This window comes from Paenibacillus sp. FSL H3-0310 (assembly GCF_038002785.1).
GTDB lineage: Bacteria > Bacillota > Bacilli > Paenibacillales > Paenibacillaceae > Paenibacillus_AQ > Paenibacillus_AQ odorifer.
Window position 1 is genome coordinate 2,356,603 of record NZ_JBBODC010000001.1, and the last position, 12,836, is coordinate 2,369,438.

The 12,836-nt window shown below is 41.3% G+C and carries 11 protein-coding genes and 2 pseudogenes; 10 read left to right on the top strand and 3 right to left on the bottom strand.

Features of this window, described 5'->3' with window-relative positions; genetic code table 11:
• Positions 1-180 precede the first annotated feature (180 nt).
• The 7 genes from MHH63_RS10525 to glnA all read left to right on the top strand — a co-directional run bounded on the left by MHH63_RS10525 (position 181) and on the right by glnA (position 7,473).
• Entirely contained in the window at positions 181-735 is a 555-nt protein-coding gene (locus MHH63_RS10525; protein WP_076190185.1) for a DUF402 domain-containing protein, read from the top strand.
• 2 nt (positions 736-737) lie between these two features.
• Positions 738-1,394 (top strand): YdcF family protein, encoded by a 657-nt coding sequence (locus tag MHH63_RS10530; protein ID WP_076277324.1) that lies wholly within the window; start codon positions 738-740, stop codon positions 1,392-1,394.
• Between the two features lie 317 nt (positions 1,395-1,711).
• Positions 1,712-2,686 (top strand): AAA family ATPase, encoded by a 975-nt coding sequence (locus MHH63_RS10535; RefSeq protein ID WP_076098759.1) that lies wholly within the window; start codon positions 1,712-1,714, stop codon positions 2,684-2,686.
• Between the two features lie 254 nt (positions 2,687-2,940).
• Positions 2,941-4,230 (top strand): GTPase HflX, encoded by a 1,290-nt coding sequence (hflX, locus tag MHH63_RS10540; protein ID WP_076128387.1) that lies wholly within the window; start codon positions 2,941-2,943, stop codon positions 4,228-4,230.
• A 133-nt stretch (positions 4,231-4,363) separates the two neighbouring features.
• Positions 4,364-5,638, top strand: coding sequence for a methionine gamma-lyase family protein (locus MHH63_RS10545; RefSeq protein WP_076184443.1), 1,275 nt, complete (start codon positions 4,364-4,366; stop codon positions 5,636-5,638).
• A gap of 62 nt (positions 5,639-5,700) precedes the next feature.
• The gene (locus MHH63_RS10550) at positions 5,701-6,111 is read left to right on the top strand and encodes a MerR family transcriptional regulator (RefSeq protein WP_019910684.1); all 411 of its coding nucleotides are present in this window, start codon (positions 5,701-5,703) and stop codon (positions 6,109-6,111) included.
• A gap of 33 nt (positions 6,112-6,144) precedes the next feature.
• Complete coding sequence (glnA, locus tag MHH63_RS10555; protein ID WP_036687730.1) at positions 6,145-7,473, top strand: type I glutamate--ammonia ligase; 1,329 nt, start codon at positions 6,145-6,147, stop codon at positions 7,471-7,473.
• A 114-nt stretch (positions 7,474-7,587) separates the two neighbouring features.
• Here the strand turns inward: glnA and MHH63_RS10560 are convergent.
• Both MHH63_RS10560 and MHH63_RS10565 read right to left on the bottom strand, forming a co-directional pair.
• Positions 7,588-8,031, bottom strand: a pseudogene (locus tag MHH63_RS10560) (site-specific integrase); the annotation flags it as partial.
• Positions 8,032-8,045: 14 nt separating this feature from the next.
• Positions 8,046-8,198: pseudogene (locus MHH63_RS10565) on the bottom strand (YHYH domain-containing protein); the annotation flags it as partial.
• Between the two features lie 213 nt (positions 8,199-8,411).
• Here MHH63_RS10565 and MHH63_RS10570 point away from each other — a divergent pair.
• The 3 genes from MHH63_RS10570 (at position 8,412) to MHH63_RS10580 (ending at position 11,675) form a co-directional block, all read left to right on the top strand.
• Positions 8,412-9,179 (top strand): nucleotidyltransferase domain-containing protein, encoded by a 768-nt coding sequence (locus tag MHH63_RS10570; protein ID WP_341171477.1) that lies wholly within the window; start codon positions 8,412-8,414, stop codon positions 9,177-9,179.
• A gap of 286 nt (positions 9,180-9,465) precedes the next feature.
• The gene (locus MHH63_RS10575) at positions 9,466-10,248 is read left to right on the top strand and encodes an SDR family oxidoreductase (RefSeq protein ID WP_339168158.1); all 783 of its coding nucleotides are present in this window, start codon (positions 9,466-9,468) and stop codon (positions 10,246-10,248) included.
• 1,262 nt (positions 10,249-11,510) lie between these two features.
• Positions 11,511-11,675, top strand: coding sequence for a hypothetical protein (locus tag MHH63_RS10580; protein ID WP_175619958.1), 165 nt, complete (start codon positions 11,511-11,513; stop codon positions 11,673-11,675).
• Between the two features lie 108 nt (positions 11,676-11,783).
• Here MHH63_RS10580 and MHH63_RS10585 read toward each other — a convergent pair whose 3' ends face one another.
• Entirely contained in the window at positions 11,784-12,260 is a 477-nt protein-coding gene (locus tag MHH63_RS10585; protein WP_339187305.1) for a ferritin-like domain-containing protein, read from the bottom strand.
• Positions 12,261-12,836: the final 576 nt, after the last annotated feature.

Below are 12,836 nucleotides of genomic sequence, written 5' to 3' on the forward strand. Positions count from 1 at the left end.
TTTGAATTTCAAACAATAGCTTTATCCATGGCAGTCCAGCTTTGCTTTATTTATAGAGCGAAGCTGGACTGCCGTTTTTATTAGGTTTAGAAGAAAAATTTCTTGTATTTTGCGGGATATTTTGAGTGTATCCTCTAAATGTGTTAAGCTGAATAGACCATACTGGAGAGGGTAATTTCTATGAAACGTAAATTCGGAGACCGGGCCAACTGGCGCCGGATTACGCGTCGCCATTTTGCCTGCCGCTATGTGGAGAGCCGGGAATTCAGCGGATATATTACGCTTTATACCATCTACGGGCTGAAAGAACCACTGTGGAAGAGCTATGGACGACATACATATCGTATTGCAGATAAAGGTTATTCCTGGCTGCAATATTTTCCGAAAGATAGTCACTATATTGTGACGGCTATGTTCGACGAAAAACAAAATATTGTTCAATGGTACATAGACACCTGTAAAGTGCAAGGCGTTACTGATCAAGGTGTGCCTTGGTTTGACGATTTGTATCTGGACGTGGTAGTACTTTGGAACGGCGAGGTGTTTTTGCTCGATGAGGATGAACTGGAGGAAGCACTGGAGAGGCAAGACATCTCAGAAAACGATTATAAGCTAGCCTGGGAGACTGCCCATACTATTTTACGTGGCATCGATGCTCATGCTTTCCCTTATTTCTCACTCTCTTTGAAACATCGTGCCGAATTATTTCATCATGGAGAATTCAGGAGGAAATAAAGATGGAATGGTACGTTTATGGAAGAGACTCTTCCCCGATTCGGATTGTTCGCAAAAAACGCCGAATTTGGTCTAAACGAACGTTGCTTATTGCTTTAATGGTTATTGTTGTAGTTGGTTTGTTGTGGTGTGCGTACGCATTGAGGAATATCAATAAAGCTGCAACGACAGATCCTATGCTCAAAGCCGATACAGGGATCATTCTTGGCATGTCGATGTGGGGAGATGAACCTAGCCCGGGATTGAAGGAACGATTGGATTACGGGCTTAAGCTTTATCAAGAGGGGATGTTCCCGCATATCATAGTTTCTGGAGGTTTGGATAAACCTGATCTGAAATATACCGAAGGTCAAGGTATGCGCAATTATTTAGTAGCTCATGGAGTTCCGGATAGCGCCATTTCTGTTGAAAATAAAGCTACCAGCACTTACGAGAATCTTCTGTATAGCAAAGCAATTATGACAAGTGAGGGATTGTCCTCAGCAATTATTATTACGCATACATATCATGGATGGCGTTCACACGAAATCGCGGACGAGCTCGGTTATGTGAATCCTGAACTGGGGCTTACTGAATCCACTGTTCTGTCGATGACAAGGCATAAGTCGCGTGAAATTCTAGCCTATACGAAATGGAAAATCCAGCAGTTGTTCCTGTAATTGTTCTCAAATATCAGAATCTTCTAATAATGCTTCCTATTCCGGAAGAGACTTGATTAGAAAAGCCAGCCCCCAAATGGACTAAACTCTAAAGGGGGGCTATTTGTTATTTGTATATCAAAAATAATGGGGTTGTGAAATGATAAAAAAATAAATGTCTGCTTATGACTTTTATGCATTTCGGTCATTCTATCCTCGTGTACCATCGTAGAAGATGCGAGAGATAGCAGGGAATCCAATGTCGAAACCCCATTCTTTAAAACAAGTGCATGATGTCATTCAGTTATTGCATATAATGCTCTAACGAGGTGATTACAATGGGTGAAGAAAATTTAAGAAAGATAACCATTAATGATTCCAGAATGAATATAACTTTCAAAAATCAAGACCCAACAAATATTACGAATGAAACATTGGAGAGCGCGCTGGCTCAAAATAATCATTTAGAATCTACAAAAGAAATCCTGCAAGAGCTTCATGAGCTTATCGGTCTTGAAAAGGTGAAGGATCTCATATATGAAATTCATGCGCTTATCCAAGTGGAAAAAATGAGACAAGAACTGGGGTTAAATGTAGTTAATCAGGTTTATCATATGCTGTTTAAAGGCAACCCCGGGACTGGAAAAACAACTGTAGCAAGAATCGTTGCCAAGCTGTTAAAGAATATGGGCATATTAAGTAAAGGTCAATTAATCGAAGTAGAGAGAGCGGATTTAGTGGGGGAATACATAGGGCATACAGCTCAAAAGACCAGAGACCTTGTTAAGAAGGCTATGGGTGGCGTATTATTCATTGACGAGGCTTATAGCTTGGCAAGAGGCGGAGATAAAGATTTTGGAAAAGAGGCAATCGACTGTCTTGTAAAGGTTATGGAGGACAGGAATGATGATCTCATCATTATCTTAGCGGGTTATCCAAATGAAATGGAGATGTTCATGGAGGCTAATACCGGGCTTCCCTCACGATTTCCAATTCAACTCGATTTTCAGGACTACACAACAGATGAACTGATATTGATTGCACATAAAATGGCTGCTGAAAGAGACTATATAATTACTCCAGAAACAAACGGGAAACTAAAAGAGTTAATCCTTAATGAGAAAATTATTGAAGAAAACTTTAGTAATGCCCGTTATGTACGCAATATCCTCGAACAGGCAATCCGCCATCAAGCGGTTAGATTAATAAGCAGGCATGTCAAAATATCTAAACAATCTTTGATGGAGATCTTACCGAGAGACCTTGTTCTTCCGGTCGATGATTATTCAAAAGGGGAGAGTATAATCTCTTAAATAAATTGACACCGGCTAAGTTTATACGTGCTTAGTCGGTTTATCTTTTATAAAAGATTGAAGATTATCATAATGAAAATGCGGACAGAATGGTGAGCCGTTCCATTATCAGCCTATATTACCAATGAAACTTATGATAAAATGTTTTGAAGCGCTGTGAATGAACAGGTTCATCTGTATAACATCAGCAAGAAGTGAAAAACTGATTAAATGGTACACAAAGATTCTATTACCGTCATAAGGAGCATGAATAAATGGCAATAACTACGCATGATACAGAAACGGATATTCAAGATCGGGCGATATTGGTCACTCTCGTCACAGATAAAATTAAACGTACCGGTATTGACCCAGAGCTTTCTCTGCAGGAATTAGTACAATTAGCAGAAACAGCAGGTGTTGAAGTCCTGGATGTGTTGCGTCAGAATAAGGAAACACCGGATTCGAAATGGTTTATCGGGAAAGGTAAGGTAGAAGAGCTCCGCATGGCCGCTGATGGTCTTGGAGCTAATACGGCTATTTTTGATCAGGAATTATCTGGAGCGCAGGTACGGAACCTTGAAGAGTCTCTGGATCTGAAGATTATTGATCGGACGCAGCTCATTTTGGATATTTTTGCTGGGCGGGCCAAAACACGAGAGGGTATTATTCAAGTAGAGCTGGCACAGCTGTCCTATCTTTTGCCGCGGTTATCCGGTCAAGGCAAAAACTTATCCAGATTAGGCGGGGGTATAGGAACCAGAGGGCCAGGTGAAAGTAAGCTTGAGACCGATCGCCGTCATATTCGCGGTCGGATTACGGAGTTGAAACGCCAGTTGGATGAGGTAGTTAAAACCCGTGAATTGCACCGTGAACGCCGCCGTAAGGCAGGGGCAGTGCAGGTTGCTCTAGTCGGCTACACGAATGCTGGTAAATCGACGCTGCTTAAGCAGCTTACGGATGCGGATGTTTATATTGAGAATCAATTGTTTGCTACGCTTGACCCTACTTCACGTGTGCTTCAACTAACGGGTGGCAAAGAGGTAGTGCTTACGGATACTGTAGGCTTCATTCAGAATCTTCCGCATGATCTTGTAGCATCTTTCCGCGCAACGCTGGAGGAAGTCAATGAGGCCAATCTGGTGTTGCATGTAGTGGATGCCTCATCTCCAATGCGTGAGGAGCAGATGGAGATTGTACAAACTATTTTGCAGGACTTAGGGGCAGCTAGCAAACCGCAAATAGTACTTTTTAATAAAATCGATCTATGTGAGCCTGAGCAACTGGAAATGCTGCCAACAGGCACAGGGTTTTTGAAAATCAGTGCGTTTAACCCGGAGGATTTAACCCGGATTATTGAAATTATCTCTGATGAGTTGGCTGGAGATACGCTGAATTTTCGCATTCCTGGAGACCGAGGCGATATTTCTTCTCTGCTTTACAGAGTAGGTGAGGTTCTGGAAACCACCTATGATGAGAACGATGTTATCTATAACGTCCGTCTTAATAAAGAGGATTATGATAAATGGGGTTACATGCTTGCTGATTTTGTGGACCAGCCGTAATCTTCTTTGTTCCCCTAAAGTGGAAATGCTTGTTGTATAGGTATAAAATAATAGCTAATGACAAAAAGCGTCAGGCAACTGTCGCTTTCTGTCATTATGATGGCAAGTAAATGTAAGGAGCGAATAAGAACTAATGGCAGTTTTTGCAGAAGATATTTTAGGAGCGGCAGAGTCCGCAGAAGTTGAAATCGAAGGTGCAGTCAAAGCTCTTGATCGAATTGTCGATAAGAATCAATGGAAGGTTATTGAAGCGTTTCAACGTCATCAGGTCAGTGATTATCATTTTGCGGGTTCAACGGGGTATGCTTACAACGACCGTGGACGCGAAGTGCTGGATCTTGTCTATGCTGACGTTTTTGGTGCGGAATCAGCCTTGGTGCGCCCGCATTTTGCTTCAGGAACACATACCATTTCAACAGCCCTCTTTGGTGTGCTGCGACCAGGAGACGAGCTTTTATACATCACAGGTCGTCCGTACGATACCTTACACAAGGTGATTGGCCAAGCAGGAGATGGGACAGGCTCACTCGCAGACTTCGGAATTACATATCGGGAAGTTGCCCTTACATCAGAGGGTAAGATTGATTGGGAAGAGGTAACTCTCTCTATCAATGAGAAAACTAAAGTAATTGGAATCCAAAGATCGCGTGGTTATGATTGGCGTGCTTCCTTCACAGTAGCCGAAATAGGTGACATGACAGCGAGAGTGAAGTCATTGAAACCGGATGTTATTGTGTTCGTTGATAATTGCTATGGTGAGTTTACTGAAGAGCTTGAGCCTCCGCAGGTTGGAGTGGATTTAGTAGCGGGTTCATTAATTAAAAATCCTGGTGGTGGAATTGCTGAGACGGGTGGATACATCTGTGGGCGCAGAGATCTAGTAGAGCTTACAGCGTACCGTCTTACAGCTCCTGGTATCGGTGGCGAGGTAGGCGCAATGTTAGGAACTACCCGCGGGTTATACCAAGGCCTATTCATGGCTCCGCATACAGTTGGACAAGCCCTTAAAGGCAGTATTTTTGCGGCAGCTGTATTTCAGCGCTGCGGGTTTGAGACGAAACCAGCGTGGAATGAACCTCGTACAGATTTGATTCAGGCGGTTTCCTTTGATGGACCGGATCACTTGATTGCCTTCGTGCAGGGAATTCAACGTGCTGCGGCGGTAGACAGCCATGTAGTTCCAGAACCATGGGATATGCCGGGATATGAACATCCTGTCATCATGGCGGCAGGTACGTTTATACAAGGTGGTAGCTTAGAGTTATCGGCAGATGCGCCTATCCGTGCGCCTTATATTGGCTATATGCAAGGGGGATTAACCTACTCCCATGTCAAATATGGCGTTTTGATGGCACTCCAAAGTATGCGTGATCGAAAATTACTGTCAGAAAATCTTACACACCATTGACACGCTGTATTAGGAAATGTACAATGAGATCAGAAAAAGATCATTGGAAGGTTGGATGAGTCATGGGTGATGAAATCCGCAGAAATATGGCATTATTTCCTATTGGAATTGTAATGAAGTTAACTGATTTATCTGCAAGACAAATTCGTTATTATGAACAGCATAGTCTGATCGTACCTGCACGTACCTCTGGGAATCAACGTTTGTTCTCTTTTAATGATGTTGAGCGCCTATTAGAAATTAAGGCCTTGATTGAAAAGGGTGTTAACATTGCTGGCATCAAGCAAGTAATGAACCCAGTCTCGAAGGAATCCGAAGAAGCTACTGTGATTACCCCTGACACAGAGGTTAGACGTAGAGAGCTATCAGATTCGCAGCTTCACCGTTTGCTGAAGCAAGAACTAGTTTCCGGTAAAAGACCGGGACAGGTATCGCTTATTCAAGGTGAGTTATCCCGGTTTTTTAATAAATAATAATATACAGAGTTTTGAAAGGGAGAGGATCACGTGAGCTTTTCTAAAGAGGATATTTTACGCATTGCCAAGGAAGAGAATGTTCGTTTCATTCGTCTGCAATTTACAGATCTGTTAGGTACTATCAAGAATGTAGAGATTCCGGTTAGCCAATTGGAAAAAGCACTCGACAACAAAATGATGTTTGATGGTTCCTCCATCGAAGGTTATGTACGGATTGAAGAATCCGATATGTATCTCTTCCCAGACCTTGATACTTGGGTAATCTTCCCTTGGGTGACTGATAGCCGTGTTGCACGTCTGATTTGTGACGTGTATATGCCGGATGGTACTCCATTTGCTGGAGACCCACGTGGTATCCTGAAGCGTTGTCTGAAGGAAGCCGAAGAAATGGGCTTTACAGCGATGAATGTTGGACCTGAACCTGAATTCTTCTTGTTCAAAACAGACGAAAGAGGTAACCCAACTACAGAATTGAATGACCAAGGTGGTTATTTCGACTTAGCTCCTACAGACTTAGGGGAAAACTGCCGTCGTGAAATCGTATTGACCCTTGAAGAAATGGGCTTTGAAATCGAAGCTTCTCACCATGAAGTGGCTTCCGGCCAGCATGAAATTGATTTCAAATATGCTGACGCGATCACTTCTGCTGACCAAATTCAAACCTTTAAGCTCGTTGTGAAGACGGTTGCCCGTCAACATGGCTTGCATGCAACTTTTATGCCTAAACCATTGTTTGGTATTAACGGATCTGGTATGCACGCTCACCAATCCTTGTTTAATGGCAAAGAAAACATGTTCTACGATGAAAGTGACAAGCTAGGTCTGAGCAAAACTGCACGTTATTATATGGCTGGTATTTTGAAGCACGCTCGTGCTTTTGCAGCGATTACTAACCCAACAGTGAACTCTTACAAACGCCTTGTTCCTGGTTATGAAGCACCTTGTTACGTAGCTTGGTCTGCAAGTAACCGTAGCCCGATGATTCGTATCCCGGCTTCGAGAGGGCTTAGCACACGTGTTGAAGTTCGTAACCCGGACCCGGCAGCTAACCCATACCTCGCACTTGCTGTTATGTTGAAAGCAGGGCTAGACGGAATTAAGCGTAAGCTTGATCTTCCAGCTCCAATTGACCGTAACATCTATGTGATGTCTGAGGAAGAGCGTATTGAAGAAGGCATCCCAAGCTTGCCATCCGATTTGAAAGAAGCGCTAAGCGAAATGATCCGCAGCCATGTAATTACCGAAGCTCTCGGCGAACATGCGCTGGCTCACTTCTACGAGCTGAAAGAAATCGAATGGGATATCTACCGGACACAAGTTCATGAGTGGGAAAGAAACCAATACATGACACTTTACTAGTTACATCAACCCTTGGCGCTCTAAGCGTTGAGGGTTTTTTTCTGTAGGGGTAAGGATAGGAGATATTGTAGAGGTTTATGAACGCCCCCGTAATGCCCCCAAAAAATGTAGTGATCATTCGAGGATACTTCTCATATGAGCTTCAAATTTATCCATGCTGCTTTCATTTATTTTCTTTGAAATATGTGTGTATATGTTCGCTGTGATTCTCATACTACCGTGACCTAAACGTTCTTGTACATACTTCATATCGTTACCAGCCTCAAGTAAAAGAACAGCATGAGTGTGACGAAGAGAATGAATCGGCATCGCCGGGAGACCAATACGTTTCAAAATTCGCGAAAAAGAATTGAATAAAGAAGACTTTGGCATGAAGTTTCCATCATCTCTATAGGAACCCTTCCAAGCTAATTTATTTTGGTTCTGATATTTAATGTGTTGCTTTAGATCGCTAATGATAGATTGACTAATTTTTATCGTTCGTTGCGAATTAAACGTTTTTGTATCTCCGAATAGAGTTGCTTCATCCTCAGCTGAAAAATCTAACGTCTTACAAATGTGGCAGCCGGTTTAGAATCTGAACCTCCACCGTTGTGGTAATGGTATTCTCCGTTTTCCAGTCCCCACTTTGCGCAATTTGTGCGGCAATAATGAACCCCATTTGCATCTGTGCGTCCTGGATGTGCCTCAGCAAGTACAGGCATCAATAATAAGAAAAGTGACATGAAGCTTGAAACAAAAATTCTTTTCATAAAAAATAAATACCCCAATGTTTGATTCTTGGAGTAGTCTATCAGAATACATTTTCACTTATCCCTTATTAAGCTAACTGGGCAGGATAGTTGAATGATTTCGCGAATAACTTAAGTCATGACGAATTTACGAAGTTCGCAAAAAGGCGTTAGCCGAAAGAAGTTCTTAGTTTAGGAGGAGTCTATATGATATTAGAAAAAGTTATAAATAGAATTGAAATACAAAGTGAATATAAAGATTTTGTTGATAAGTATATAGATAATATACTTACCGAATTCAAAGGTAAGATTCATAGCATTTATATGTGTGGCTCGATTCCAAAAGGAACTGCTAAACCTTTTAAGTCAGATGCAGACTTTACTATTGTATGTGTAAATCCCAAAGATATTGATTACGAAAGATTGTCAAATATTAAAGACAGGCTTTTGGAAGAATATCCAATAGTAACTAAGATTGATACGATAATTTGCTCGATTGACGATGTATTAAGTAAACCAAATGAGTGGGGTTTTTGGGTAAAGATAATTTGTGTTTGCATATATGGTCATGACGTTGGTGAAAAAGTATCACCGATAATTATTTCTCCAGAGTTCATTTTAGACTTAAATACAGAGACCAAGGAGGAAGTAGATCGTATACATAGTTTACTTTCTAATGCTAGTGATAACACAATGAAAATTAGATATATTAAAGGTTACTCTAAGAGATTAATTCGTGCATTATACTCTTTGGTTTTAGAAGATACAGGTGTATGGCAAGATGACATTATTAAGATGAAGAATGCCATATTAAACTATTGTGAGATTGACTCCGCTTTAGTTGATTATCTGTATGCTTGTTACTTGGATAGTAATGTACTTGTTGAAGAGTTTCTGGGAATTGCAGATGAAGTATATAGCTATTTTGAGAACGCCTTAAATACAATGGCTGCTTCCAGAACTTCCTTCGACTAATACCATATTGACGCTCCGGGTCACTCTGAGAAGCGAGTGACCACATCCAGCCCCCTAAGCCCGTCGGGACGTCACTGCGTTAGGTGTTCGGCAAGCCTCACAACTATAAGCAGCGACTCTAATTAAAACATAAGACTATTGAGCTAACGGGAACTTTAGTAGAATAATACACATTAATGAGCAGGCGCTACGGTAGCCTGCTGTTTTCATTGAAGTAACGGGCAGATTTGCACAATAGTCACCGCAGTTTAATGCGACTTCAAAATAAAAAGGAGAGAAAAGACCCATGAATACTACACTTGGCAGATTAACAGGTCGAATCGCAATAGTAACAGGTGCAAGTCGCAGCACAGGAATCGGTGCTGCAGTGTGCAAAGAGTTGGCCTATCTAGGCGCTGATGTATTTTTTACACACTGGGTTAGTTACGATCAACAGATGCCCTGGGGTAGCAATAACGAGGAGCAAAAGCAACTTTGTGAGGAAATACGTTCCATGGGCGTTCGTTGCGAACACCTAATGATGGATCTTTCTGCACCTGAAAGCTTTGTGGATTTATTAAATAACGTTGAGCAGAAGCTAGGAGAACCTTCCATTCTTGTTAACAATGCTTGTTATTCGGTTAACGATGACTTAACCACGATTACCCCAGAGTCTTTGGATGCACACTACGCAATTAATGTTAGGGCGGTAACTATGCTTAGTGTGGAATTCGCTAGACGGTTTACGCAATCGGCAGGTGGTCGAGTTATTAATATGACATCGGGCCAATCACTAGGCCCCATGGCTGGTGAAATCTCGTATGCCACAACGAAAGGGGCAATAGATGCTTTCACACGAACTTTTGCAGCAGAGGTGGGTCCGAAAGGCATCACCGTAAATGCGATAAATCCTGGACCCACAGACACCGGCTGGATGACTCCTGACCTACGACAGCAGTTATCTAAGCAATTTGTAACAGGTAGAGTAGGATTGCCTAAGGATGCAGCTCGTCTGGTTGCATTCTTAGCCACCGATGATGGGGAGTGGATTACCGGCCAAGTTTTACATTCCACGGGTGGATTCAACTAACGGAGAACGATAGCTCAATGAGACACCTAGCTAATACGATTGTGAAAATCGCCTCGTCAGTGATATAGAAGAGTCATCACAGGGATAACCTGAACTGCTCTTTTATTGCTCAAAAAATTTTGTTTTATCTGTAATCAACTCTACGAGTAAGCGTCATAATAAAACCTTGCTGACCATGATGGTAGCAGGGTTTTTGTTCATACATTAAATTTCTTCCCTCACGGAGGCAATGGATCCTATGATACATCCACCAATGATTCCGGAACGAAGCCAATTAGCGATGGTTATCCGATATCTAAAGTTAATTTTAACGGCGATGATTCTCCCAATACGATTTTCAAGCCACTTTTAAGATAGCGATATTCTGGATTCTATTCCCTAGATTGAAATCTTCAATTGCATTTGTAGTACCTCTTCTGATTGAAAATTGGGCTATATTTCCTGCACACATAAACGCCCACAAAATGCTCACAAATAATAGAAGGAAGACAATGAAATCCGTAATCGTTTTCTCAGAGAACCCTTTATTTTAACGGAATTAGGTACTATTCAGACCAATATAAAAAGGGCAAACTGTAAACCGGACTCGGTTCACGAGTGGGAAAGAAACCAATATATGACGCTTTACTAGAACCTTTAAACCCTCTACGCCTTTGGTGTTGAGTTTTTTTTTGTGTGTGGGGGTAAGAATAGGAGATATTGTAGAGGTTTATGGACGCCCCCGTAATGCCCCCAAAAAATGTAGTGATCATTCGAGGATACTTCTCATATGAGCTTCAAATTTCTCCATACTGCTTTCATTTATTTTCTTTGAAATATGTGTGTATGTGCGCTGTGATTCTTATGCTACCATGACCTAAACGTGTTATTCCAAAGCTTGAAAGGGGTAATAAGCTGGCTAAACGATTTTATGAATTGGACTATAAGAATGCTCTCCAACTTGGGACAAGCCATTTTCGCGACAGGTGAAACTTCTTAGCCTCTTATAATGGAGAATGCTATGACTCAGTCAAATGATTGAGTTTTTGAATTGCGAGCTCGGCAACTTTTGATAAATTTCACTCGTATGTTTCGTTATCGATAATCAATTCAAAGGCGAATCCAAAGCATGCGTTACCTTTGAATTCGTTCTTGACTAAAATGTAAAAAAGCCAGAAGGCTTAACACCATCTAGCTTAGCTGTATAGCGAAAAGTGGATTATTAGGATGAGGGCAAAGAATATGGTTTTTGAGGAATTGTGCTGCAGACCATAGTTCGACAGTTGGAAAGTAAACGTTCGATCATATACGAAGTATCAGAAAGAAATGCGGGGAATAATGGTGGTATGGATAGAGCTGACGCATCTTTCACACACATCGTGGGCGGGACATTTGATTGGATCGAGAATGTGGATGAGTTCAACGTGTTAGGGAAGGCGCCGTCATGACACAGGTACAAGATAAGACTTACATTTGCACTCGAGAGAAGGCAGAGGGGACACGCTTAATATTAAGAAAGTAAAGTTGTGATTTCTGAAGGGCAGTCGATACAATGACTACTGATTTGCAGCTGAATTTAGTATCAATAAATTATTATACTTCGCTGCATGCTTTTGCTCATCGAGAATAATGCCATATAAAGTATCCTTATAAACGCCATACGGAAGACCGAACCATATCTTTCGATATTTTTCAACCGCTGACAATTCACCTTGAAAGGCTTTTTGCAAACCATTGTTATACGAATTAACTTGTTCAGGGACTTCGTCGCTAACTCCTGTCACTTCATGTCCTGTCAATTCTCTGTACATTTGTCGAAACATAAGATTATGCCCACGTTCATCATTCCGAATAGAAGTAATAACTTCAGCTTGTTCTTTATTCGGAGCAAGTTGAATGAGTTGGTCATAAAAAAGTTCGTCATTTCGTTCACCTTGGACTGAAGTCCTCATTAATTCAAGAGCCTCTTGAGTTGAAGTTGCCCAAATGGGGGCAAATTGAGATCTGAACCAATAAGGATACACCATATACATTAGCAAAACCTCCAATAATTTATAAGTATTCTATCAACAATCATATGCTCGCTAACTGATTGTATGAGTATGATCTCACTTCTTACTTTTTCTTAATTAGACCAAAGTCAAAAAAGTGGACGGTAAGAAATAGATTTTCTAGTAAATTGCTCAGCAAAACGAGCAGGTGAAAGATACCTTATCGACGTTTGCGCACAATTGGTTTTCCTTATTGCTGTGAGTCGCTATTTAATTTTTTTCTGAAAATGTGTTAAGTAAAGTGTTTTGTGGAATTTGTTTTACTTAATTGATGTGTCGTCTACCTTGCTCTTGCTCAGTCCAATTAACCTTATGAAACCGAGAAGAACTAAGATCTCATGGGTCACTTTATGGAATCTGGTGGCATTAATTAAGATAGTAGGTGCCCGAATCGTCCGGGAACAATTTGAATTTCGAGCACAACTCCATAGCTGTTAATAAGAACGAGTCGATTGTTTGAAATTTTTCAATCCGTAGCAATAAAAATGAAGAAAAGGTTTGAAGAATAAGAGGACACGTCACTCATGTGGGTAATAACTAATATAGTAATAAGGAGGT

What these genes read in the sequence shown, in the direction of transcription:
- MHH63_RS10525 (WP_076190185.1), top strand. Translation starts at nt 181, where the DNA reads ATGAAACGTAAATTCGGAGACCGGGCCAACTGGCGCCGGATTACGCGT.
- MHH63_RS10530 (WP_076277324.1), top strand. Translation starts at nt 738, where the DNA reads ATGGAATGGTACGTTTATGGAAGAGACTCTTCCCCGATTCGGATTGTT.
- MHH63_RS10535 (WP_076098759.1), top strand. Translation starts at nt 1,712, where the DNA reads ATGGGTGAAGAAAATTTAAGAAAGATAACCATTAATGATTCCAGAATG.
- hflX (WP_076128387.1), top strand. Translation starts at nt 2,941, where the DNA reads ATGGCAATAACTACGCATGATACAGAAACGGATATTCAAGATCGGGCG.
- MHH63_RS10545 (WP_076184443.1), top strand. Translation starts at nt 4,364, where the DNA reads ATGGCAGTTTTTGCAGAAGATATTTTAGGAGCGGCAGAGTCCGCAGAA.
- MHH63_RS10550 (WP_019910684.1), top strand. Translation starts at nt 5,701, where the DNA reads ATGGGTGATGAAATCCGCAGAAATATGGCATTATTTCCTATTGGAATT.
- MHH63_RS10570 (WP_341171477.1), top strand. Translation starts at nt 8,412, where the DNA reads ATGATATTAGAAAAAGTTATAAATAGAATTGAAATACAAAGTGAATAT.
- MHH63_RS10575 (WP_339168158.1), top strand. Translation starts at nt 9,466, where the DNA reads ATGAATACTACACTTGGCAGATTAACAGGTCGAATCGCAATAGTAACA.
- MHH63_RS10585 (WP_339187305.1), bottom strand. Translation starts at nt 12,260, where the DNA reads ATGTATATGGTGTATCCTTATTGGTTCAGATCTCAATTTGCCCCCATT.